We start from the raw sequence: 23,140 nt of genomic DNA, 5'->3' as shown, positions 1-23,140 counted from the left end.
AAAGAGAAGAGCGGTAAATGGCATGCGGAGAAACTCCACATGCCATAGCAAGTTACAGGATAGGCGTACAAATGCTAACGATCATCGCGGCGCCGGCAAGACTGGTACCGACGATGCCTGCCGCCATCACTGCGAAGCCTGCACCCAGCGTAAAGGGCCCGGTAATCGCGCCGATGACAATTGTCGGGATGCTGACCAGCAAACCAATTGCCGCCGGAATGGATAACAGGCCAAAGCCGCCGCTCACATCAGACATTTCGTTATAGGTTAATTCACGCATAAATATTCCTTTAAAAGTGATTAATACCAGTCTTCATCGGCTGGTTTAAAAATTTTAATGATCGGGGAATGCGGCGGTAAATGGCCATGCTCTCGCGGAAACATAATTCATGAAGAATTAAGATAATATTCAAGTATTAAATGAGTTGACGGATTGCGCTATGGCGAGATCGTTACCTGTGAATGTAGTGGATAACTATTTATGCCGTGGGTCCAAATCCGGAATGGGTGACGGAACGCAGGCTAAAAGCGATTCTCTTGCAGCAATTATGTCGGTTTAATGACGTCAAGCTGGTTGATTCTTTTGTGTGACGATGGCCTCGTTTATGGGCCGCTTAGTTTTACTCGTTGCGGTGTGTGTCACTGAATGATAAAACCGATAGCCACAGGAATAACTTATGCCCGCGACGGTTCGCGTGCAGACAATATAGCAACGTGGTGAGGGGAAATGGCTCAGGTCTATAACTTTAGTTCGGGCCCGGCAATGCTGCCGGCAGAGGTTCTCAAACTGGCGCAACAGGAGCTGTGCGACTGGCACGGTCTGGGGACGTCGGTAATGGAAATCAGCCACCGTGGTAAGGAGTTTATCCAGGTGGCTGAAACGGCAGAACAGGATTTCCGCGATCTGCTCAATATCCCTTCCAACTATAAAGTGTTGTTCTGTCATGGTGGCGGTCGCGGTCAGTTTGCCGGGATCCCGTTAAATCTGCTGGGTGATAAAACGACAGCAGATTATGTGGACGCTGGTTACTGGGCGGCAAGTGCGGTGAAAGAAGCGCAAAAATACTGCACGCCTAACGTTATCGATGCGAAAACCACCGTTGATGGCCTGCGGGCCGTTAAGCCGATGAGCGAATGGCAGTTGACGCCGGGCGCAGCCTATCTGCACTTCTGCCCAAATGAAACCATCGATGGTATTGCTATCCACGAAACGCCGAATTTTAACGAAGATGTCGTCGTCACCGCGGATTACTCCTCCAGTATTCTGTCCCATGAAATCGACGTCAGCCGCTATGGCGTGATTTACGCTGGCGCGCAGAAGAATATCGGCCCGGCAGGGTTGACGCTGGTTATCGTGCGTGAAGACCTGCTGGGTAAAGCCAGCATCGCCTGCCCATCGATTCTTGATTACACCGTGCTGAACGCCAATGATTCAATGTTCAACACGCCGCCGACCTTCGCCTGGTATCTGGCGGGGCTGGTATTCAAATGGCTGAAAGAGCAGGGCGGCGTGGCCGCGATGGATAAAATCAACCGTCAAAAAGCGGATCTGCTGTATGGCGTGATTGATAACAGCGATTTTTATCGTAACGATGTAGCCGCTGCTAACCGCTCGCGGATGAACGTGCCGTTCCAGCTGGCGGATAGCGCGCTGGATAAACTGTTCCTCGAAGAGTCTTTTGCGGCCGGTTTGCATGCGCTGAAGGGCCATCGCGTGGTAGGCGGTATGCGTGCTTCTATTTACAATGCGATGCCGCTGGCCGGCGTCAAGGCGCTCACCGACTTCATGCAGGACTTCGAACGTCGCCGCGGCTAATTGCTGAGCGCTTATTTTCATCCCCGCGGCTGGTCTGCGGGGTTTTTATTCTGTTTTTTGAGAGTTGAGTTCCATGGAATCCCTGACGTTACAACCCATTGCGCGCGTTGATGGCACCGTAAACCTGCCCGGGTCAAAAAGTGTTTCTAACCGCGCTTTGCTGCTGGCGGCATTAGCCCACGGCACCACCGTGCTGACCAATTTGCTGGACAGCGATGATGTTCGCCATATGCTTAATGCGCTTAACGCCCTGGGAGTTCACTACACCCTGTCCGCCGACCGCACTCGTTGTGAAGTCACCGGCAACGGCGGCCCGTTACAGGCCAGCGGCGCGCTGGAGTTGTTCCTCGGGAATGCCGGTACGGCGATGCGCCCGCTGGCGGCGGCGTTGTGTCTCGGCCACAACGATATTGTGCTGACCGGCGAACCGCGGATGAAAGAGCGGCCGATAGGCCACCTGGTCGAGGCGTTACGCCAGGGGGGCGCGCAGATTGAGTATCTGGAGCAGGAAAACTATCCGCCCCTGCGCCTGCGCGGTGGTTTCAACGGCGGCCAGGTAGAAGTCGATGGCAGCGTCTCCAGCCAGTTCCTTACCGCTTTACTGATGACTGCTCCGCTGGCGCCGCAGGACACGACGATTGCGATTAAAGGCGAGCTGGTATCTAAACCTTATATCGATATCACGCTGCACCTGATGAAAACCTTCGGCGTTGACGTTGAAAACCACAACTATCAGCGCTTTGTCGTGCGCGGCGGGCAACAGTATCAGTCGCCGGGCGATTACCTGGTGGAGGGCGATGCCTCTTCAGCCTCTTATTTCCTCGCTGCCGGCGCTATCAAGGGCGGGACGGTAAAAGTGACCGGTATTGGTCGCAATAGCGTACAAGGCGACATTCGCTTTGCCGACGTGCTGGAAAAAATGGGCGCGACGGTTGTCTGGGGCGACGATTTTATCGCCTGTACCCGCGGTGAGTTGAATGCCGTTGATATGGATATGAACCATATTCCGGATGCGGCCATGACCATTGCTACCGCGGCGTTGTTTGCGAAAGGCACCACGGTGCTGCGCAATATTTATAACTGGCGGGTGAAAGAGACCGACCGCCTGTTCGCGATGGCAACTGAACTGCGTAAAGTCGGCGCCGAAGTGGAAGAGGGCGAAGACTATATTCGCATTACGCCGCCTGCGACGCTGAAATTCGCTGAAATCGGCACCTACAACGATCACCGCATGGCGATGTGTTTCTCGCTGGTGGCATTGTCGGCGACGCCGGTCACTATCCTTGACCCAAAATGCACGGCGAAAACGTTCCCGGACTATTTCGAGCAGCTGGCGCGAATTAGTACCCTGGCGTAAATTCTGTCTCGTCCGATAAGGTAAAGCTTTGTCATCTTGCGGGCTGGTATTCTGCCAGCCCGCTATAATTGCGCAATTCTTCTACATTTAATTTCAACTATTCCGTAATTTGCACGCAAGGCTCACTTTCTGGCGCATTGATGCGTATAATGCGCGGCGTTTATATTCATGCGCCTTGCTAAAGGAGAAAAAGATGACGGCAAATGTTCCGGTAATCACCATTGATGGACCTGGCGGTGCGGGTAAGGGCACGTTGTGCAAGGCAATGGCGGAAGCGCTTGGCTGGCATCTGCTTGATTCCGGCGCCATCTATCGCGTTTTGGCGCTGGCGGCCTTACATCATCACGTTGACGTCGAGTCAGAAGAGGCGCTGGTTCCGCTGGCAGCCCATCTCGATGTACGTTTTATTTCTACGGACGGCAATCTGGAAGTGGTGCTGGAAGGTGAGGATGTCAGTGCGGAGATCCGTACCCAGGAAGTGGCCAATACCGCCTCGAAAGTCGCTGCCTTCCCGCGGGTGCGCGAAGCGCTGCTGCGCCGTCAACGCGCCTTTCGCGAACTGCCTGGCCTGATTGCCGACGGCCGCGATATGGGCACCGTCGTTTTCCCCGATGCGCCGGTTAAAATTTTCCTCGATGCGTCGGCGGAAGAACGTGCGCAGCGCCGCCTGCTACAGTTGCAGGAAAAGGGTTTTAGTGTTAACTTTGAACGTCTTTTGTCCGAGATAAAAGAGCGTGACGATCGCGACCGTAATCGCGCCGTGGCGCCGCTTATCCCGGCCGCTGATGCTTTAGTTCTTGATTCCACCGAACTAAGCATTGAGCAAGTAATTGAAAAAGCGCTACAATATGCGCGCGAAAAACTGGCTGTCGCTTAGCCGTTAACCGGTAAAGCGTTGCGAGCCTCCGAATTATAGCAGTACCCCCGCAGCAACGGAGTGTTAGCGGGTATGTTAAACAACCCCATCCGGCACGGAGCCAGGTGGACGTTAAATATGAAACCTGAAGATTAAACATGACTGAATCTTTTGCTCAACTATTTGAAGAATCCTTAAAAGAAATCGAAACCCGCCCGGGTTCCATCGTTCGTGGTGTTGTTGTTGCTATCGACAAAGATATCGTACTGGTTGACGCTGGTCTGAAATCTGAGTCCGCCATCCCGGCTGAGCAGTTCAAAAACGCCCAGGGCGAGCTGGAAATCCAGGTTGGTGACGAAGTTGACGTTGCTCTGGATGCAGTAGAAGACGGCTTCGGTGAAACCCTGCTGTCCCGTGAGAAAGCTAAACGTCACGAAGCTTGGATCACGCTGGAAAAAGCTTACGAAGACGCTGAAACTGTAGTCGGTGTTATCAACGGCAAAGTTAAAGGTGGCTTCACTGTTGAGCTGAATGGTATTCGTGCGTTCCTGCCGGGCTCCCTGGTAGACGTTCGTCCGGTGCGCGACACGCTGCACCTGGAAGGCAAAGAGCTTGAATTCAAAGTCATCAAGCTGGACCAGAAACGTAACAACGTCGTTGTTTCTCGTCGTGCCGTTATCGAATCCGAAAACAGCGCAGAGCGCGATCAGCTGCTGGAAAACCTGCAGGAAGGCATGGAAGTCAAAGGTATCGTTAAGAACCTCACTGACTACGGTGCATTCGTTGATCTGGGCGGCGTTGACGGCCTGCTGCACATCACCGATATGGCCTGGAAACGCGTTAAGCATCCGAGCGAAATCGTAAACGTTGGCGACGAAATCACTGTTAAAGTGCTGAAGTTCGACCGCGAGCGTACCCGTGTATCTCTGGGCCTGAAACAGCTGGGCGAAGATCCGTGGGTAGCTATCGCTAAGCGTTATCCGGAAGGTACCAAACTGACCGGTCGCGTGACCAACCTGACCGACTACGGCTGCTTCGTTGAAATCGAAGAAGGCGTTGAAGGCCTGGTTCACGTTTCCGAAATGGATTGGACCAACAAAAACATCCACCCGTCCAAAGTTGTTAACGTTGGCGATGTAGTGGAAGTTATGGTTCTGGATATCGACGAAGAACGTCGTCGTATCTCCCTGGGTCTGAAGCAGTGCAAATCTAACCCATGGCAGCAGTTCGCGGAAACCCACAACAAGGGCGACCGTGTTGAAGGTAAAATCAAGTCTATCACTGACTTCGGTATCTTCATCGGCCTGGACGGCGGCATCGACGGCCTGGTTCACCTGTCTGACATCTCCTGGAACGTTGCAGGCGAAGAAGCAGTTCGTGAATACAAAAAAGGCGACGAAATCGCTGCAGTTGTACTGCAGGTTGACGCAGAACGTGAGCGTATCTCCCTGGGCGTTAAACAGCTGGCGGAAGATCCGTTCAACAACTACGTTGCTCTGAACAAGAAAGGCGCTATCGTAACCGGTAAAGTAACTGCAGTTGACGCTAAAGGCGCAACCGTAGAACTGGCTGACGGCGTTGAAGGTTACCTGCGTGCTTCTGAAGCATCCCGTGACCGCGTTGAAGATGCAACTCTGGTTCTGAGCGTTGGCGACGAAGTTGAAGCTAAATTCACCGGCGTTGATCGTAAAAACCGCGCAATCAGCCTGTCTGTTCGTGCGAAAGACGAAGCTGACGAGAAAGATGCAATCGCAACTGTTAACAAACAGGAAGATGCAAACTTCTCTAACAACGCAATGGCTGAAGCTTTCAAAGCAGCTAAAGGCGAGTAATCTTAGTTATTCAGGCCACAACGGTCTGAATAATGACGAGTTTACTTGACAGATTGCAGGATTCGTCCTGTAATCAAGCACAAAGGGCGGCTACGGCCGCCCTTGTTTAAGCTGTAAGCTAACTTTGCCTTGAAGGAAACCGGAGGAAAAATGACCAAGTCAGAATTGATAGAAAGACTTGCCAGCCAGCAATCTCATATCCCGGCGAAAGCGGTGGAAGATGCTGTTAAAGAAATGCTGGAACATATGGCCTCAACGCTTGCTCAAGGTGAGCGCATTGAAATCCGCGGTTTCGGCAGCTTCTCTCTGCACTATCGAGCACCTCGCACCGGGCGTAACCCGAAGACTGGCGATAAAGTGGAACTGGAAGGTAAGTACGTTCCGCACTTTAAGCCTGGGAAAGAACTACGCGACCGCGCCAATATTTACGAAGAGTAAGTTTTACCGCATCAGGCAAAGACTTACTTAATAAAAAAGCACCTGAGGGTGCTTTTTTTATGCCCGTTTTCCGTGTCCGCTCGCAAAATTTTTGTCATCTGAAAGCAAGAGACAATATTTCCCGGACAGCGCGACGCAACGCCATTCTTTTCAATATGACCACGGCGGCGAATTGTCTGACACTCCCCGATAACAGGGAGGAGTTATGCGATTACCACATCTGGCAGGCTGCGCCATAATCGGAATCTCGCCGCTGCTTTGGCTACCGGCGCTACCGAATATGTTAAGCGTTTGGTGTCTTATTGGCGCTGCGCTAATTATTACCACGCTGCGCAAACCTTACACAACGTATGCCGCATTGACGTTGCTGTTGTTCGCGTGGGGAATATTACATGCCCGGCAAGCGCTGTGGCCCACTGAGCATATTCCCGGTCGCAGCCGGCAGGCCGTTATTGAGCTGGTAGGCGGTGATGGCCTGACGAGCTGGCAAGGTAAGATAATCCGTCTTGAGGGGCGGCGTTTATATCCCGCGGTTGGGATTACCCTCTACGGCGGCGAACTGCCTGAAGCAGGCTGCGTTGGGCAGCGCTGGCTGATGACCATCCGCGCCCGTCCGGTACATGGGCAGCTAAATGAGGGCGGCTTTGATAGCCAGCGTTACGCCCTTGCGCAGCATCGTCCGCTTAGCGGACGTTTTCTAAATGCCTCATCGCTTGATTCACGTTGTAGCTCCCGGGCCCGCTATCTGGCCTCGTTGAACCGCGCACTCGCTGAGTATCCATGGAGAACGGTTATGCTCGGGCTGGGAATGGGGGAGCGCCTCGCGGTTGCGGATGAGATAAAAAAGTTAATGCAGGAGACGGGAACGTCCCATTTAATGGCTATCTCCGGCCTGCATATTGCGCTGGGGGCGTCACTTGGCTGGTTGCTGGTTCGCGGAATACAGTTCTTTCTTCCGTGCCGCTGGATAGGTTGGCGGATACCGCTGCTTGTCGGGTTAAGTTGCGCGCTGTTTTACGCCTGGCTTACCGGCATGCAACCCCCGGCGCTTCGTACCTGTGCGGCCTTAACCGCAGGATGTCTGTTGCGGCTACAGGCCAGGCGCTGGTCGCCCTGGCAAATATTTTGCTGTTGTATTGCGGCAATACTGCTGGCCGATCCACTGGCGATGATTTCAGAAAGCCTGTGGTTATCCGTGTTTGCGGTTGCTGCGTTGATTTTCTGGTATCAGCTCGCGCCGCTTTGCCGGCACCGCTGTCGTTCACCGTGGCGGCAGCTGCTGGCGCTAAGCCACCTACAATGCGGCCTGATGTTACTGCTTGCGCCGCTGCAGATAGCCCTTTTTCATGGTATTAGCCTGACTTCATTGATAGCTAACCTGGTTGCCGTTCCGCTGGTGACATTTCTAATAGTCCCGCTGATTTTAGCGGCCATGCTACTGCATCTTAGCGGTCCGGCGTTGCTTGAAATGGCGTTATGGCAACTCGCCGATCGGTTGCTGGCAATATTATTCTGGTTCTTACGCCATTTGCCTGCGGGATGGGTATCGCTCGACGAACGCTGGTTGGCGGTCAGTTTACTGCCGTGGCTGGCGCTCCTGGTATGGCGTTTTCAGGCCTGGCGTCAGATGCCGTTACTCTGTATTAGCGGCGTGGCGCTCCTTAGTTGGCCCTTCTGGCGCACCGCTTCACCGGACGAGTGGCGGGTGACGATGTTGGATGTCGGCCAAGGGCTGGCGGTGGTCATCGAGCGTCAGGGGGCGGCAATGCTCTACGATACCGGTCCTGCCTGGCCGGGAGGAGATAGTGGCCAGCGGCTTATCGTACCCTGGTTACGCTGGCGCGGCCTCCACCCGGAAGGCGTAATATTGAGCCACGAGCATCTTGATCATCGCGGTGGCCTGAATGCGATTATTCAGGCGTGGCCAAATCTCGTGATTCGTAGTCCGCTTAACGCGCGCGGGCATCTACCCTGTCGCAGAGGGGTAACCTGGCGCTGGCGAGGGCTCCGATTTCAGGCACTTTGGCCATTGCCGACGGGTGAACATAAAGGGAACAATGGTTCCTGTGTAGTTAGGGTCGATGACGGCAAGCGTAGCGTTTTACTTACCGGCGATATCGAAATCCCGGCCGAACAGCGGATGATAAGCCATTACTGGCAGCATCTTGTGTCTACACTTATTCAGGTCCCGCACCACGGCAGCAATACCTCATCTGGTCTGACGTTGCTGCAGAGGGTAGGAGGAGAGGCGGCTATCGCCTCGGCAGCGCGTTACAATGCATGGAAGATGCCTTCCAGTAAAGTCGAGCAGCGTTATCGTGAGCAAGGGTATCAGTGGTTTGATACACCGCACTCGGGGCAAATAACGATTGTTTTTTCTCCAGATGGTTGGCAAATCCATAGCTTACGAGATCAACTTTTACCTCGTTGGTATCATCAGTGGTTTGGCGGGGACGCGCAGAACGGGTAGAATATGCGGCTATTTCAACATAAGCTGGTTTATTGAATGCAGAACGATAAAGATCTCTCCACGTGGCAGACCTTCCGCCGACTTTGGCCGATGATAGCGCCGTTTAAAGCCGGGCTAATCGTAGCGGCCGTGGCGTTGGTGCTTAACGCGGCAAGTGATACCTTCATGTTATCGCTTCTTAAACCGTTATTGGATGATGGTTTTGGTAAAACGGATCGCTCAGTGCTGTTATGGATGCCGCTGGTGGTGATCGGTTTGATGGTGCTTCGCGGCATCAGTAGCTATATATCGAGCTACTGTATCTCCTGGGTTTCCGGCAAAGTGGTAATGACGATGCGTCGCCGCCTGTTCGGTCATATGATGGGCATGCCCGTCGCCTTCTTCGACAAACAGTCCACCGGGACGTTGCTGTCGCGTATCACCTACGACTCCGAACAGGTTGCTTCATCTTCCTCCAGCGCGTTGATAACCGTAGTGCGTGAAGGGGCCTCAATTATTGGCCTGTTCGCCATGATGTTCTATTACAGCTGGCAACTGTCGCTCATTCTTATCGTGCTGGCGCCTATCGTCTCAGTCGCGATTCGGGTGGTTTCGAAGCGTTTTCGTAATATCAGTAAGAATATGCAGAACACCATGGGCCAGGTGACCACCAGCGCGGAACAGATGCTTAAAGGGCATAAAGAAGTGCTGATGTTCGGCGGCCAGGCCGTTGAAACCAAGCGTTTTGACAAGGTCAGTAATAAGATGCGTCTGCAGGGGATGAAAATGGTCTCCGCGTCCTCCATTTCCGACCCGGTCATTCAGCTGATTGCCTCTTTGGCGCTGGCCTTTGTGCTCTACGCGGCGAGCTTCCCAAGCGTCATGGAAACCCTGACTGCCGGTACCATCACCGTGGTCTTTTCGTCGATGATCGCGCTGATGCGCCCGCTGAAATCCCTGACTAACGTCAACGCGCAGTTCCAGCGCGGTATGGCCGCATGTCAGACGCTTTTCTCCATTCTGGATTCCGAACAGGAGAAAGACGAAGGCACTCGCGTGATTGAGCGCGCCAAAGGTAACCTGGAGTTCCACAACGTCACCTTTAGCTATCCAGGCCGCGAAGTTGCCGCGCTGCGTAACATCAATTTGAGCATCCCGGAAGGGAAAACCGTTGCGCTGGTAGGGCGTTCAGGCTCAGGTAAATCCACCATTGCCAGCCTGATTACCCGGTTCTACGACGTCGACGAGGGGCAGATTCTGCTGGATGGCCACGATTTGCGCGAGTACAAACTGAGCTCCCTGCGCGATCAGGTGGCGCTGGTTTCGCAGAACGTGCACCTTTTCAATGACACCGTCGCCAATAACATCGCCTATGCGCGTACCGAAGAGTACACCCGCGAGCAAATTGAAGAAGCGGCGCGTATGGCCTATGCGATGGACTTTATCAACAAGATGGATAATGGACTGGACACGATTATCGGCGAGAATGGCGTGATGCTCTCCGGCGGTCAACGTCAGCGTATCGCTATTGCGCGCGCGCTGCTGCGCAACAGCCCTATCCTGATCCTCGATGAAGCCACCTCGGCGCTGGATACCGAGTCGGAACGTGCGATTCAGGCGGCGCTGGATGAACTGCAGAAAAACCGTACCTCGCTGGTTATCGCCCACCGTCTGTCGACTATCGAACAGGCTGACGAAATTGTGGTAGTGGAAGATGGTCGTATCGTTGAACGCGGCAGCCATCTTGATCTGCTGGAACATAAAGGCGTTTACGCGCAGCTACACAAGATGCAATTCGGTCAATGATAGCGCGCATCTGGTCCGGCGAATCGCCGCTATGGCGGCTATTGCTGCCGCTCTCCTGGCTGTATGGCCTGGTGAGCGCTTTCATTCGTCTTAGCTATAGGCTAGGGTGGAAAAAAGCCTGGCGCGCGCCGGTGCCGGTCGTCGTGGTCGGTAATCTGACCGCCGGCGGCAACGGTAAAACGCCGGTGGTAGTATGGCTGGTGGAGCAACTGCAGCAGCGAGGCATTCGCGTCGGCGTGGTGTCTCGCGGCTACGGCGGCAAAGCCGACCGCTACCCGCTGTTGCTGGATAATGTAACCAGCACCGCGCAGGCGGGGGATGAGCCGGTGTTAATTCATCAACGCACCGGCGCGCCGGTGGCGGTTGCTCCACTGCGTAGCGAGGCGGTAAAAGCCTTATTAGCCGCTCACGATTTGCAAATTATCGTCACCGATGATGGTCTACAGCACTACAAGCTGGCGCGGGATAAAGAAATCGTCGTGATAGACGGTGTACGCCGTTTTGGCAACGGTTGGTGGTTGCCGGCCGGGCCGATGCGCGAGCGCGCATCCCGCCTGAAAAGCGTCGATGCCGTTATCGTCAACGGCGGCGTCTCGCGCCCGGGGGAAATCCCGATGCAGTTGCGTCCCGGCATGGCGGTGAACCTGCTTACCGGCGAGCGTCGCGATGTTGCGACCCTCGACAACGTAGTGGCGATGGCCGGTATTGGCCATCCGCCGCGCTTTTTCGCGACGCTTGAAAGCTGCGGCGTACGGCCGGTGAAAACCGTAGCGCTGGCGGATCATCAGGCGCTGAGTCAAAGCGCAGTCGCCGCACTGGCAACCTCGGGACAGACGCTGTTGATGACCGAGAAAGACGCGGTGAAATGTCGTGAATTCGCCGCCGCTAACTGGTGGTATCTGCCGGTTGACGCCATAATGACCGATGATCGCGCACAGCGGTTGCTCGCGGACTTAGTGACGCTGGCGCAACGTTAGCCTGCGTACTGGTTTTGCTCGCCGCTGTGCTTGAATCCCCTACGGAGAACTTGCATGTCGGTATTGCAACTGTCGCTAAAAGAAGCTCGCCATCTTCATCTCGCGGCGCAAGGGTTACTGAAAAAGCCCCGGCGTCGCGCACGCCAGACTGACATCCTTTCCACCATCCAGCAGATGTCGCTGCTGCAAATCGATACGATCAACGTGGTCGCCCGTAGCCCTTATCTGGTGCTGTTTAGCCGTCTTGGCAGCTATCCGCAGCACTGGCTGGATGATTCTCTGCGTAGCGGCGAACTGATGGAATACTGGGCTCATGAGGCCTGTTTTTTGCCGCGCAGCGATTTCGCCCTCGTACGCCATCGGATGTTGAATCCCGACAAGATGGGCTGGAAATACCATAAAGAGTGGATGCACGAACATGCCGCCAGCATAGAAGAGTTGCTGGCGCATATCGCGCAAAATGGCCCGGTTCGCTCGGCGGATTTTTCCCATCCGCGTAAAGGCGCCAGCGGCTGGTGGGAATGGAAACCGCATAAACGTCATCTTGAAGGGTTGTTCACCGCCGGCAAACTGATGGTCGTTGAGCGGCGTAACTTTCATCGCGTCTATGATTTAACACATCGGGCAATGCCGCACTGGGATGATGAGCGCGACGCGCTCTCCCGCCTGGAGGCCGAGTCCATTATGCTGCGCAACAGCGCGCGCAGCCTCGGCATTTTTCGCCCACAGTGGCTGGCCGATTATTATCGCCTACGCCAGCCTGCATTACCGGCGCTGCTGAAGGGCTGGCAGGATGAGGGGCTGGTGACGCCGGTCATAGTTGAGGAACTGGGTGAAATGTGGCTGCATCGCGATCTGCAAGCTGTGCTGGAATCGGCACCCGGCGGGAAGTTAACCGCCAGCCACAGCGCCGTGCTCTCGCCGTTTGACCCGGTGGTGTGGGACCGTAAACGCGCCGAGCAGTTATTCAACTTCAGCTATCGGCTGGAATGCTATACCCCGGCGCCGAAACGGCAATATGGCTACTTTGTGCTACCGTTGCTGCATCAGGGCAAACTGGTTGGCAGGATGGACAGCAAGTTGCACCGTAAGGGAGGCATGCTGGAGATCTTTTCGCTGTGGCTGGAAGAGGGCGTGAAAGTGACTGCCGGGCTGGAAAGCGGGCTCCAGCGGGCAATTAATGATTTTGCGCGCTGGCAAGGTGCAGAAGAGGTTGTGCTGCGCCAGTTACCCGCGACGCTATTTGCTAACCAGCGGCAAGGTTGGGGCGTTGATGCCGCGTGATACGCGGGCGACCATCCTGTGATATGCTGCTGCCAAATCTATTCGGTCCATCAGGAGGAATCATGGATCACCGTTTACTTGAAATTATCGCCTGCCCGGTTTGCAACGGTAAGCTGTACTACAGCCAGGATAAGCAAGAGCTTATCTGCAAAGCCGACAGCCTGGCCTTCCCGCTGCGCGAAGGCATCCCGGTACTACTTGAAAACGAAGCGCGCTCACTCGCGGTAGAAGAGAGCCAGCCATGAGTTTCGTCGTCATTATTCCTGCTCGTTTTGCCTCCACGCGTCTGCCGGGAAAACCTCTGCAGGATATCAACGGTAAACCGATGATAGTCCACGTGCTGGAGCGCGCCCGCGAATCTGGCGCGGATCGCATTATCGTCGCCACCGATCATGAAGATGTCGCGCGTGCGGTTGAAGCCGCGGGCGGCGAGGTTTGCATGACCCGCGCGGACCATCAATCCGGCACCGAACGTCTGGCGGAAGTCGTTGAAAAATGCGCTTTCAGCGATGACACCATCATCGTCAATATTCAGGGTGATGAACCGATGATCCCGTCGGCGATCGTGCGACAGGTGGCGGAAAACCTCGCGGCCAGCACCAGCGGGATGGCAACGTTGGCGGTACCTATCCACGATGCCGAAGAAGCATTTAACCCGAATGCGGTCAAAGTGGTCATGGATGCCGACGGCTACGCGCTCTATTTTTCTCGCGCGACTATTCCGTGGGATCGCGATCGTTTTGCAAAATCGCGCGAAGAAATTGGCGATTCCCTGCTACGCCATATTGGTATTTACGGTTATCGCGCTGGTTTTATTCGTCGTTACGTTAGCTGGGCGCCAAGCCCGCTTGAGCAAATTGAGATGCTCGAACAGCTGCGCGTACTGTGGTATGGCGAAAAAATCCACGTCGCGGTGGCGGAAGTGGTTCCTGGCACCGGCGTTGATACGCCGGAAGATCTGGAGCGTGTCCGCGCCGAATTGCGTTAATCCTTACCGTCCCCTTCGCCTGGAGGGGACATATTTCTGCCGCTAATTAGCCCATTTTTGATCTTATCCGCTGACAAGTCGCCCCCATACGCTCATTATGAAAACAGTAGTTTTCATGAGGGTATCTATGATGGAACAGTTGCGAGCCGAACTGAGCCACCTGCTTGGCGAGAAGCTAAGTCGCGTGGAGTGCGTTAGCGAGAAACCCTCGTCAGCGCTATGGTCGCTGTATGATGCGCAGGGAAACCCAATGCCGCTGTTGGCGAAAAGCTTTACTACGCCCGGCGTAGCGCGCCAGCTGGCGTGGAAAATTTCGCTGCTTGCCCGTAGCGGCACCGTTCGTATGCCGGTGGTATACGGCGTCATGACGCATGAAGAACATCCTGGACCTGACGTATTGCTGATTGAACGGTTACGCGGCGTTTCAGTGGAAGCGCCGGCGCGTACGCCCGAGCGGTGGGAGCAGCTGCAGGATCAGATTGTCGAAGGGTTACTGGCGTGGCATCGCCACGATAGCGGCGGCTGTGTGGGGATGGTCGATAGCACTCAGGAAAACCTCTGGCCTCACTGGTATCGCCAGCGGGTAGAAATGCTGTGGAGCACGCTCAACCTCTATCACGACACCGGGCTGACGATGCAGGATAAGCGCATTTTATTCCGCAGTCGTGAGAGCCTGCCGCAGCTGTTTAGTGATTTTAGCGATAACTGCGTGCTGGTTCATGGCTGCTTTACGCTACGTAGTATGCTCAAAGACGCGCGCAGCGATCAGCTGCTGGCGATGGTCGGTCCGGGGATGATGCTGTGGGCGCCGCGCGAGTACGAACTGTTCCGCCTCGCCGACGGCGGGTTAGGGGAGCAGTTACTCTGGCGCTACCTGCAGCGGGCGCCGGTCGCGGAGTCTTTCGTCTGGCGGCGTTGGCTGTATCAGCTATGGGATGAAGTCGAAAGTCTGGTGAATACCGGGCGCTTCGATCGCGCCCGTTTCTCGCTTGCCGCGAAATCAATCCTGCCCTGGATCGCCTGACGCTCCCTTCAGCCACTGCCAGCTTCGTCCCAGGGTCTCGTAAATCGCGCGTTCGCTGTGCATCAGCCAATACGGTGACGGCAGGGCGCGCTCCCAGGGGTTAAGCGCTGATTCCACCGCCAGCTGGTTGGCAGGCGCCGGTAACGGATTCAGTCCGGCATGGCGGAAAAATATCATCGCTCGCGGCAGGTGCGAGGCGGACGTCACCAGCAGGAATGGCGCCGCGCCGATGGCTTTTTTGACTTCAGCCGCTTCCTGTTCGGTATCTTTTGGTCGGTCAAGGACGATAATCGCGCTACGCGGTACGCCGAGGCTTTCGGCGACGCGCGCCCCCGCCTCGGCGGTACTAACCGGGTTGGTTTTGGCCGCCGCGCCGGTAAAGATCATTTTCGCGCCTGGGTTTTCCCGCCACAGGCGTATCCCCTCAGCCAGCCGCGGCAGACTGTTGTTGATCAGGTTCGAGCTTGGCGCCCACTGTGGATTCCAGGTATAACCGCCGCCCAGCACCACAATATACGCAACGGATTTGCCGCCGCGCCAGGTCGGGTAGCTTTTCTCGATCGGTTTTAACAACCCGTCAGCCACCGGCTGCAGGCTTAATAGCGCCAGCAACAGCCAGCTCAGAGTAACCAGCGCTTTGCCGGTTTTCTGAAAACGGCTGCGCCATAGCAGGATGATGCCGATCGCCATCAGCAATAACAGCAGAGGAAGCGGCAGCATCATGCCGCCCAATACCTTTTTCAGTGTGAAAAGCATCCCAAATGGTTCCTTTTTTAACCATATAAGCAAAGTTCTGCGTGGATCTTATAACAGATCGCTTCATTATCGCCGTGGGTATGACAAAATAGCGGTTTTGTGTTGGCTTGTGGAGTCGTCCGTGCAGGATCGCAATTTTGATGACATCGCTGAAAAGTTTTCGCGCAATATTTATGGCACCACCAAGGGCCAACTGCGCCAGGCGATCCTTTGGCAGGATCTGGAACCGCTGCTAACGCAGATGGGGCCAGGGCCGTTGCGGGTGCTTGATGCCGGCGGCGGCGAAGGGCAAACGGCGATCCGCGTCGCGGAATTAGGCCATCACGTGACGCTATGCGATCTTTCCGCCGAAATGGTGGCGCGTGCTCAGCAGGCCGCCCGCGATAAAGGTGTGATCGACAACATGCATTTTGTACAATGCGCGGCGCAGGATATTGCTCAGCATTTGGAAAGCCCCGTCGATCTGATACTGTTTCATGCGGTGCTTGAGTGGGTCGCGGAACCGCAGGAAATGTTGCGCACGCTGTGGTCGGTATTGCGCCCAGGCGGCGCGCTGTCGTTAATGTTCTACAATGCTAACGGCCTGCTGATGCACAATATGGTCGCCGGAAACTTCGACTACGTGCAAATTGGCATGCCGAAAAAGAAAAAACGCACGCTATCGCCGGATTATCCGCGCGATCCGCAGCAGGTTTACGGTTGGCTGGAAGATCTCGGTTGGCAGATAACCGGTAAAACCGGCGTGCGGGTGTTTCATGATTATCTGCGTGAGAAACGTAAACAGCATGACAGCTTTGCGGCGCTGCTGGAGCTGGAAACGCGCTACTGTCGCCAGGAGCCGTATATCAGCCTGGGCCGCTATATTCATGTCACCGCGCTTAAGAAAGATCCAGGCGCACAGCCGCAGATGCAAGGATAAACTATGAGTGAATTTTCCCAGACAGTCCCCGAACTGGTTGCCTGGGCCAGGAAAAATGATTTTTCCATCTCGCTGCCGGTCGACAGACTCTCTTTTCTGCTGGCTGTCGCCACGCTGAACGGCGAGCGGCTGGAAGGGGAAATGACCGAGGGAGAACTGGTGGACGCGTTCCGCCACGTTAGTGATGCGTTTGAGCAGACCAGCGAAACCATCAGCCAGCGCGCCAATAACGCCATCAACGATATGGTGCGCCAGCGTCTGCTGAACCGCTTTACCAGCGAAATAACGGAAGGGAATGCGATCTACCGCCTGACGCCGTTAGGTATCGGCATTACCGACTACTACATTCGCCAGCGCGAATTTTCTACCCTGCGTTTGTCGATGCAGCTGTCGATTGTGGCCGGCGAACTGAAGCGGGCGGCAGATTCCGCGGATGAGGGCGGCGATGAATTCCACTGGCATCGCAACGTTTTTGCGCCGCTGAAATATTCGGTGGCGGAAATCTTCGATAGTATCGATCTGACTCAACGCATCATGGATGAGCAGCAGCAGCAGGTGAAAGATGATATCGCCCAGTTGCTGAACAAAGACTGGCGCGCGGCGATTTCCAGCTGTGAACTGCTGTTGTCCGAAACCTCCGGCACCCTGCGCGAATTGCAGGATACCCTGGATGCGGCGGGCGACAAGCTGCAGGCCAACCTGCTGCGTATCCAGGACGCCACCATCGCGCGCGACGATCTGCATTTTGTCGACCGTCTGGTGTTCGACCTGCAAAGCAAGCTCGACCGTATCGTCAGCTGGGGCCAACAGGCTATCGACCTGTGGATCGGTTACGATCGTCACGTACATAAATTTATCCGTACCGCCATCGATATGGATAAAAACCGCGTTTTCGCCCAGCGTTTGCGTCAGTCGGTGCAGACCTACTTCGATGCTCCGTGGGCGCTGACCTACGCTAGCGCCGACCGTTTGCTGGATATGCGCGATGAAGAGATGGCGCTGCGCGATGAAGAAGTCACCGGCGAGCTGCCGGCAGACCTCGAATTCGAAGAGTTCAACGAAATTCGCGAGCAGCTGGCCGCGCTGATTGAAGCGCAGCTGGTGGTTTACAAAGAGAAGGGTATGCCGCTGGATCTCGGCCTGGTGGCGCGAGAGTTCCTGGCGCAGTATCCGCGCGCGCGTCACTTTGACGTCGCGCGAATCGTTGTTGACCAGGCGGTACAGCTGGGCGTCGCCCAGGCAGATTTCACCGGACTGCCGGCAAAATGGCAGCCGATTAATGATTACGGAGCCAAGGTACAGGCGCATGTCATTGACAAATATTGAACAAGTGATGCCAGCTAAGCTGGCGCAGGCGTTGGCCAATCCGTTATTTCCGGCGCTGGATAGCGCCCTGCGCGCAGGCCGTCACATTGGCCTCGATGAGCTGGATAATCACGCATTTTTGATGGATTTTCAGGATTACCTGGAAGAGTTTTACGCTCGCTACAACGTTGAGCTGATCCGCGCGCCGGAGGGGTTCTTCTACCTGCGCCCGCGCTCCACGACCTTGATCCCGCGCTCGGTATTGTCAGAGCTGGATATGATGGTCGGCAAAATTCTTTGCTACCTCTATCTCAGCCCCGAACGTCTGGCTAATGAAGGCATCTTCACCCAGCAGGAGCTCTACGATGAGCTGCTGACGCTGGCGGACGAAAGTAAATTACTGAAGCTGGTGAACAACCGTTCCACCGGTTCCGACCTCGACCGCCAGAAGCTGCAGGAAAAAATGCGCGCGTCCCTCAACCGCCTGCGCCGCCTCGGCATGGTGTGGTTTATGGGCCACGACAGCAGTAAATTCCGCATCACCGAATCGGTGTTCCGCTTTGGCGCTGACGTGCGCGTTGGCGACGATCCGCGCGAAGCGCAGCTGCGCATGATCCGCGACGGTGAAGCGATGGCGCTGGAGAATCACCTGCAGCTCAATGATGAGAATGAAGAGAATCAGCCGGATAGCGGGGAGGAAGAATAATGATTGAACGCGGTAAGTTTCGCTCGCTGACGCTGGTTAACTGGAACGGTTTTTTTGCCCGGACCTTCGATCTTGATGAGCTGGTAACCACCCTTTCCGGGGGCAACGGCGCAGGTAAATCCACCACCATGGCGGCTTTCGTCACGGCGCTGATCCCGGATTTAACCCTGCTGCACTTCCGTAACACCACCGAAGCGGGCGCCACCAGCGGTTCGCGCGATAAAGGCCTGCACGGTAAACTGCGCGCTGGGGTCTGTTACTCGGTGCTCGATGTGATCAACTCACGCCACCAGCGCGTGGTCGTCGGGGTACGTCTGCAGCAGGTTGCCGGGCGCGATCGTAAAGTCGATATTAAGCCATTTGCCATCCAGGGATTGCCAACTTCGATCCAGCCGACCCAACTGTTGACCGAAACGCTCAACGAGCGCCAGGCGCGCGTCGTGAGCCTCAACGAGCTGAAAGACAAGCTCGACGCCATGGAAGGGGTGCAGTTCAAACAGTTTAACTCGATTACCGAATATCACTCGCTGATGTTTGATTTGGGCGTGGTAGCGCGTCGTCTGCGTTCAGCATCCGATCGTAGCAAATACTACCGCCTGATTGAGGCCTCGCTGTACGGCGGGATCTCCAGCACCATTACCCGCTCCCTGCGCGATTACCTGCTGCCGGAGAACAGCGGCGTGCGTAAGGCGTTCCAGGATATGGAAGCGGCGCTGCGTGAAAACCGTATGACCCTGGAAGCGATTCGCGTTACTCAGTCCGATCGCGATCTGTTTAAGCACCTTATCAGCGAAGCCACCAACTACGTGGCGGCGGACTACATGCGCCACGCCAACGAGCGGCGAATCCATCTGGATAAAGCGCTGGAGTACCGTCGCGAGCTCTTTACCTCGCGTTCGCAGCTGGCGGCAGAGCAGTACAAACATGTCGATATGGCGCGCGAGCTGCAGGAACACAACGGCGCAGAAGGCGATCTGGAAGCTGATTATCAGGCCGCCAGCGATCACCTGAACCTGGTACAAACCGCCCTGCGTCAGCAAGAAAAAATCGAGCGCTACGAGGCGGATCTCGACGAACTGCAGATTCGTCTGGAAGAGCAAAATGAAGTGGTGGCGGAAGCCGCCGACCAGCAGGAAGAAAACGAAGCCCGCGCCGAGGCCGCCGAACTGGAAGTGGATGAGCTGAAAAGCCAGCTCGCCGATTACCAGCAGGCGCTCGACGTGCAGCAGACTCGCGCCATTCAATACAATCAGGCGCTACAGGCGCTGGAACGCGCGCGTGCGCTGTGTCACCTGCCGGATTTAACCGCCGACAGCGCCGACGAATGGCTGGAAACTTTCCAGGCGAAAGAGCTGGAAGCGACGGAAAAAATGCTGTCGCTGGAACAGAAAATGAGCGTGGCGCAAACCGCGCACAGCCAGTTTGAACAAGCGTATCAGCTTGTTGCGGCGATCAACGGTCCGCTGGCGCGTAATGAAGCCTGGGATGTGGCGCGTGAATTATTACGCGACGGCGTCAACCAGCGCCACCTGGCGGAGCAGGCTCATGGGCTGCGTAGCCGTCTCAACGAGCTGGAACAGCGTCTGCGTGAACAACAGGACGCCGAGCGCCAGCTGGCCGAGTTCTGTAAGCGCCAGGGCAAACGCTACGATATCGACGATTTGGAAACGCTGCATCAGGAGCTGGAAGCGCGCATCGCTTCGTTAGCCGATAGCGTTTCTAACGCTCAGGAACAGCGCATGGCTCTGCGTCAGGAGCTGGAACAGCTGCAGTCGCGTACCCAGACGCTGATGCGCCGGGCGCCGATTTGGCTGGCGGCGCAAAACAGCCTCAACCAGCTGTGCGAGCAGAGCGGCGAGCAGTTTGAATCAAGCCAGGATGTCACCGAGTACCTGCAGCAACTGCTGGAGCGCGAGCGCGAAGCAATTGTTGAGCGTGATGAAGTCGGCGCCCGCAAGCGCGCCATCGACGAAGAAATCGAGCGTCTCAGCCAGCCGGGCGGTTCTGAAGACCCTCGTCTGAACGCGCTGGCAGAGCGCTTTGGCGGCGTGCTGTTGTCGGAAATCTACGACGACGTTAGCCTCGAAGATGCCCCGTACTTCTCCGCACTTTATGGCCCATCGCGCCATGCGATCGTGGTTCCGGATCTGTCACAGGTGGCGGAGCAGCTCGAAGGGCTGGAAGATTGCCCGGAAGACCTGTATCTGATCGAAGGCGATCCGCAGTCCTTCGATGACAGCGTTTTCAGCGTCGATGAGCTGGAAAAAGCGGTGGTAGTGAAAATTGCCGACCGCCAGTGGCGCTATTCGCGCTTCCCGACGCTGCCGCTGTTTGGCCGCGCCGCGCGTGAAAACCGCATCGAAACGCTGCACGCAGAGCGCGAAAGCCTCTCCGAGCGTTTTGCTACGCTGTCGTTTGACGTGCAGAAAACGCAGCGCCTGCATCAGGCCTTCAGCCGCTTCATCGGTAGCCATCTGGCGGTTGCCTTTGATGACGACCCGGAAGAAGAGATCCGCAAACTCAACAGCCGCCGCGGCGAACTCGAGCGCGCGCTGAATGCGCATGAAAGCGATAACCAACAGAACCGCGTCCAGTACGAGCAGGCGAAAGAGGGCGTGTCGGCGCTTAACCGCCTGCTGCCGCGCCTGAATCTGCTGGCCGATGAGACGCTGGCCGATCGCGTAGATGAAATCCAGGAGCGTCTGGACGAAGCGCAGGAAGCGGCGCGCTTTATCCAGCAGCATGGCAATCAGCTGGCGAAACTGGAACCGATCGTCTCGGTACTGCAGAGCGACCCGGAGCAGTTCGAGCAGCTGAAAGAAGATTACGCCTATTCGCAGCAAATCCAGCGCGATGCGCGCCAGCAGGCTTTCGCGCTGGCGGAAGTCGTGCAGCGTCGCGCCCACTTCAGCTATTCTGACTCGGCGGAGATGCTCAGCGGCAATAGCGATCTCAACGAGAAGCTGCGCCAGCGCCTGCAACAAGCAGAATCCGAGCGTAGCCGCGCTCGCGAAGCAATGCGTAGCCACGTTGCGCAGTTGAACCAGTACAACCAGGTGCTGGCGTCGCTGAAAAGCTCGTATGACACCAAGAAAGAGCTGCTCAACGATCTGTATAAAGAGCTGCAGGATATCGGCGTGCGCGCCGATGCCGGCGCGGAAGAGCGTGCGCGTGCGCGTCGTGATGAACTGCATATGCAGCTGAGCAACAACCGCTCCCGCCGTAATCAGCTGGAGAAAGCGTTGACCTTCTGCGAAGCGGAGATGGACAACCTGACCCGCAAACTGCGCAAGCTGGAGCGCGATTACTGCGAAATGCGCGAGCAGGTAGTGAGCGCTAAAGCGGGATGGTGCGCGGTGATGCGTCTGGTGAAAGACAACGGCGTGGAACGTCGTCTTCACCGCCGCGAGCTGGCCTATCTCTCCGCCGACGAACTGCGTTCGATGTCGGATAAGGCGCTGGGCGCGCTGCGTCTGGCGGTCGCCGATAACGAACACCTGCGCGACGTCCTGCGTATTTCGGAAGATCCGAAACGTCCGGAGCGCAAAATTCAGTTCTTCGTTGCCGTTTATCAGCATCTGCGCGAGCGAATCCGCCAGGATATTATTCGCACTGACGATCCGGTAGAAGCGATCGAGCAGATGGAAATCGAACTCAGCCGTCTGACCGAAGAGCTGACCAACCGTGAACAGAAGCTGGCGATCAGCTCCCGCAGCGTGGCGAATATCATTCGCAAGACCATCCAGCGTGAACAGAACCGTATTCGCATGCTCAACCAGGGGCTGCAGAGCGTATCGTTCGGTCAGGTCAACAGCGTGCGTCTGAACGTCAACGTGCGCGAGACCCACTCGACGCTGCTTGATGTACTGTCTGAACAGCATGAGCAACATCAGGATCTGTTTAACAGCAATCGCCTGACCTTCTCGGAAGCGCTGGCCAAACTGTATCAGCGCCTGAATCCGCAGATTGACATGGGGCAACGTACGCCGCAAACCATCGGCGAGGAACTGCTCGACTACCGCAACTATCTGGAGATGGAAGTGGAAGTTAACCGTGGTTCAGACGGCTGGCTGCGCGCGGAGTCCGGTGCGCTGTCGACCGGTGAAGCGATCGGTACCGGGATGTCGATTCTGGTGATGGTGGTGCAGAGCTGGGAAGATGAATCCCGTCGTCTGCGCGGGAAGGATATCTCGCCTTGCCGTCTGCTGTTCCTCGATGAAGCAGCGCGTCTTGATGCCCGCTCTATCGCTACGCTGTTCGAACTGTGTGAACGTCTGGAGATGCAGCTGATTATCGCGGCCCCGGAAAATATCAGTCCGGAAAAAGGCACCACCTATAAACTGGTGCGTAAAGTGTTCAATAATCACGAACACGTACACGTTGTCGGTCTGCGCGGTTTTGCCGCGCCGGTACCGGAAGCGCTGCCTGGGACCGCTGACGCCTCCTGAAAGGGCGTCGATTAATAGGAAAAAGGGTGACAATTTGTCGCCCTTTTTGTTTTTCTGTACAGTACGCTAACAGGGTATAGCCTTTAAACTTCTTTACATTTGGTAAGGCAAAAGCGTTTTCGCCTTTATATACTGAGAATAAGCCCCATTAGGCGGGCAGCAATGTGTTAACAGGGGGC

At 55.9% G+C, this 23,140-nt stretch carries 17 protein-coding genes and 1 pseudogene; 16 read left to right on the top strand and 2 right to left on the bottom strand.

Annotated features, from left to right (window positions below):
• Window positions 1-52: 52 nt before the first annotated feature.
• Window positions 53-280 (bottom strand): hypothetical protein, encoded by a 228-nt coding sequence (locus ABLV17_RS02060; protein WP_015367475.1) that lies wholly within the window; start codon window positions 278-280, stop codon window positions 53-55.
• A gap of 447 nt (window positions 281-727) precedes the next feature.
• On the opposite strand from ABLV17_RS02060, the gene serC reads away from it, so the two are divergent.
• The 12 genes from serC (at window position 728) to ABLV17_RS02000 (ending at window position 14,827) form a co-directional block, all read left to right on the top strand.
• The gene (gene serC, locus ABLV17_RS02055; protein ID WP_087858151.1) at window positions 728-1,816 is read left to right on the top strand and encodes a 3-phosphoserine/phosphohydroxythreonine transaminase; all 1,089 of its coding nucleotides are present in this window, start codon (window positions 728-730) and stop codon (window positions 1,814-1,816) included.
• 73 nt (window positions 1,817-1,889) lie between these two features.
• Window positions 1,890-3,173, top strand: a complete 1,284-nt coding sequence (gene aroA, locus ABLV17_RS02050) for a 3-phosphoshikimate 1-carboxyvinyltransferase (RefSeq protein WP_308958816.1) — start codon at window positions 1,890-1,892, stop codon at window positions 3,171-3,173.
• A 193-nt stretch (window positions 3,174-3,366) separates the two neighbouring features.
• The gene (cmk, locus tag ABLV17_RS02045) at window positions 3,367-4,050 is read left to right on the top strand and encodes a (d)CMP kinase (protein ID WP_045375636.1); all 684 of its coding nucleotides are present in this window, start codon (window positions 3,367-3,369) and stop codon (window positions 4,048-4,050) included.
• A 137-nt stretch (window positions 4,051-4,187) separates the two neighbouring features.
• Complete coding sequence (rpsA, locus tag ABLV17_RS02040) at window positions 4,188-5,861, top strand: 30S ribosomal protein S1 (protein WP_015367470.1); 1,674 nt, start codon at window positions 4,188-4,190, stop codon at window positions 5,859-5,861.
• Between the two features lie 150 nt (window positions 5,862-6,011).
• Window positions 6,012-6,299, top strand: coding sequence for an integration host factor subunit beta (gene ihfB, locus ABLV17_RS02035; protein WP_004100704.1), 288 nt, complete (start codon window positions 6,012-6,014; stop codon window positions 6,297-6,299).
• Between the two features lie 205 nt (window positions 6,300-6,504).
• Window positions 6,505-8,769 (top strand): ComEC family protein, encoded by a 2,265-nt coding sequence (locus ABLV17_RS02030; RefSeq protein WP_308958815.1) that lies wholly within the window; start codon window positions 6,505-6,507, stop codon window positions 8,767-8,769.
• 36 nt (window positions 8,770-8,805) lie between these two features.
• On the top strand, window positions 8,806-10,554 hold the full coding sequence (gene msbA, locus ABLV17_RS02025; RefSeq protein ID WP_032707692.1) for a lipid A ABC transporter ATP-binding protein/permease MsbA: 1,749 nt from the start codon (window positions 8,806-8,808) through the stop codon (window positions 10,552-10,554).
• Window positions 10,551-11,531 carry a tetraacyldisaccharide 4'-kinase gene (gene lpxK, locus ABLV17_RS02020; protein WP_113374287.1) on the top strand — a complete coding sequence of 327 codons (981 nt, stop codon included), beginning with the start codon at window positions 10,551-10,553 and terminating at the stop codon, window positions 11,529-11,531. Before msbA ends, lpxK begins: the two co-directional genes overlap by 4 nt.
• Before the next feature lie 54 nt (window positions 11,532-11,585).
• On the top strand, window positions 11,586-12,815 hold the full coding sequence (locus tag ABLV17_RS02015; protein ID WP_308959148.1) for a winged helix-turn-helix domain-containing protein: 1,230 nt from the start codon (window positions 11,586-11,588) through the stop codon (window positions 12,813-12,815).
• A gap of 62 nt (window positions 12,816-12,877) precedes the next feature.
• Window positions 12,878-13,060, top strand: coding sequence for a protein YcaR (gene ycaR, locus ABLV17_RS02010; RefSeq protein WP_042892909.1), 183 nt, complete (start codon window positions 12,878-12,880; stop codon window positions 13,058-13,060).
• A complete protein-coding gene (kdsB, locus tag ABLV17_RS02005) occupies window positions 13,057-13,803 on the top strand; it encodes a 3-deoxy-manno-octulosonate cytidylyltransferase (protein WP_045375627.1) in 747 nt (248 codons plus the stop codon). Before ycaR ends, kdsB begins: the two co-directional genes overlap by 4 nt.
• A 130-nt stretch (window positions 13,804-13,933) precedes the next feature.
• Complete coding sequence (locus ABLV17_RS02000) at window positions 13,934-14,827, top strand: YcbJ family phosphotransferase (protein WP_087858167.1); 894 nt, start codon at window positions 13,934-13,936, stop codon at window positions 14,825-14,827.
• Here ABLV17_RS02000 and elyC read toward each other — a convergent pair.
• Entirely contained in the window at window positions 14,804-15,583 is a 780-nt protein-coding gene (gene elyC, locus ABLV17_RS01995) for an envelope biogenesis factor ElyC (RefSeq protein ID WP_348854061.1), read from the bottom strand. The two genes, ABLV17_RS02000 and elyC, sit on opposite strands and share 24 nt — an antisense overlap.
• 121 nt (window positions 15,584-15,704) lie before the next feature.
• Between elyC and cmoM the strand changes: the two are divergent.
• The 4 genes and pseudogenes from cmoM (at window position 15,705) to mukB (ending at window position 22,961) form a co-directional block, all read left to right on the top strand.
• Window positions 15,705-16,509 (top strand): annotated as a pseudogene (gene cmoM / locus ABLV17_RS01990) (tRNA uridine 5-oxyacetic acid(34) methyltransferase CmoM).
• Complete coding sequence (mukF, locus tag ABLV17_RS01985) at window positions 16,506-17,828, top strand: chromosome partition protein MukF (protein WP_087858143.1); 1,323 nt, start codon at window positions 16,506-16,508, stop codon at window positions 17,826-17,828. The pseudogene cmoM and the gene mukF overlap by 4 nt, the downstream one beginning before the upstream one ends.
• The gene (gene mukE / locus ABLV17_RS01980; protein WP_015367459.1) at window positions 17,809-18,513 is read left to right on the top strand and encodes a chromosome partition protein MukE; all 705 of its coding nucleotides are present in this window, start codon (window positions 17,809-17,811) and stop codon (window positions 18,511-18,513) included. Before mukF ends, mukE begins: the two co-directional genes overlap by 20 nt.
• Window positions 18,513-22,961 carry a chromosome partition protein MukB gene (gene mukB, locus ABLV17_RS01975; protein WP_047045610.1) on the top strand — a complete coding sequence of 1,483 codons (4,449 nt, stop codon included), beginning with the start codon at window positions 18,513-18,515 and terminating at the stop codon, window positions 22,959-22,961. The genes mukE and mukB overlap by 1 nt, the downstream gene beginning before the upstream one ends.
• Window positions 22,962-23,140 lie beyond the last annotated feature (179 nt).

The sequence above is a fragment of the Klebsiella sp. CN_Kp091 genome, from assembly GCF_040065095.1.
GTDB classification, from domain to species: Bacteria; Pseudomonadota; Gammaproteobacteria; order Enterobacterales; family Enterobacteriaceae; genus Klebsiella; species Klebsiella aerogenes.
Note: the sequence above shows the minus strand (reverse complement) of the source record. Positions and strands in the feature narration are given on the sequence as shown.

Bases quoted from the DNA above. Each gene is read 5' to 3' on its own strand.
- ABLV17_RS02060 (WP_015367475.1), bottom strand. From the start codon at position 280: ATGCGTGAATTAACCTATAACGAAATGTCTGATGTGAGCGGCGGCTTT.
- serC (WP_087858151.1), top strand. From the start codon at position 728: ATGGCTCAGGTCTATAACTTTAGTTCGGGCCCGGCAATGCTGCCGGCA.
- aroA (WP_308958816.1), top strand. From the start codon at position 1,890: ATGGAATCCCTGACGTTACAACCCATTGCGCGCGTTGATGGCACCGTA.
- cmk (WP_045375636.1), top strand. From the start codon at position 3,367: ATGACGGCAAATGTTCCGGTAATCACCATTGATGGACCTGGCGGTGCG.
- rpsA (WP_015367470.1), top strand. From the start codon at position 4,188: ATGACTGAATCTTTTGCTCAACTATTTGAAGAATCCTTAAAAGAAATC.
- ihfB (WP_004100704.1), top strand. From the start codon at position 6,012: ATGACCAAGTCAGAATTGATAGAAAGACTTGCCAGCCAGCAATCTCAT.
- ABLV17_RS02030 (WP_308958815.1), top strand. From the start codon at position 6,505: ATGCGATTACCACATCTGGCAGGCTGCGCCATAATCGGAATCTCGCCG.
- msbA (WP_032707692.1), top strand. From the start codon at position 8,806: ATGCAGAACGATAAAGATCTCTCCACGTGGCAGACCTTCCGCCGACTT.
- lpxK (WP_113374287.1), top strand. From the start codon at position 10,551: ATGATAGCGCGCATCTGGTCCGGCGAATCGCCGCTATGGCGGCTATTG.
- ABLV17_RS02015 (WP_308959148.1), top strand. From the start codon at position 11,586: ATGTCGGTATTGCAACTGTCGCTAAAAGAAGCTCGCCATCTTCATCTC.
- ycaR (WP_042892909.1), top strand. From the start codon at position 12,878: ATGGATCACCGTTTACTTGAAATTATCGCCTGCCCGGTTTGCAACGGT.
- kdsB (WP_045375627.1), top strand. From the start codon at position 13,057: ATGAGTTTCGTCGTCATTATTCCTGCTCGTTTTGCCTCCACGCGTCTG.
- ABLV17_RS02000 (WP_087858167.1), top strand. From the start codon at position 13,934: ATGGAACAGTTGCGAGCCGAACTGAGCCACCTGCTTGGCGAGAAGCTA.
- elyC (WP_348854061.1), bottom strand. From the start codon at position 15,583: ATGCTTTTCACACTGAAAAAGGTATTGGGCGGCATGATGCTGCCGCTT.
- mukF (WP_087858143.1), top strand. From the start codon at position 16,506: ATGAGTGAATTTTCCCAGACAGTCCCCGAACTGGTTGCCTGGGCCAGG.
- mukE (WP_015367459.1), top strand. From the start codon at position 17,809: ATGTCATTGACAAATATTGAACAAGTGATGCCAGCTAAGCTGGCGCAG.
- mukB (WP_047045610.1), top strand. From the start codon at position 18,513: ATGATTGAACGCGGTAAGTTTCGCTCGCTGACGCTGGTTAACTGGAAC.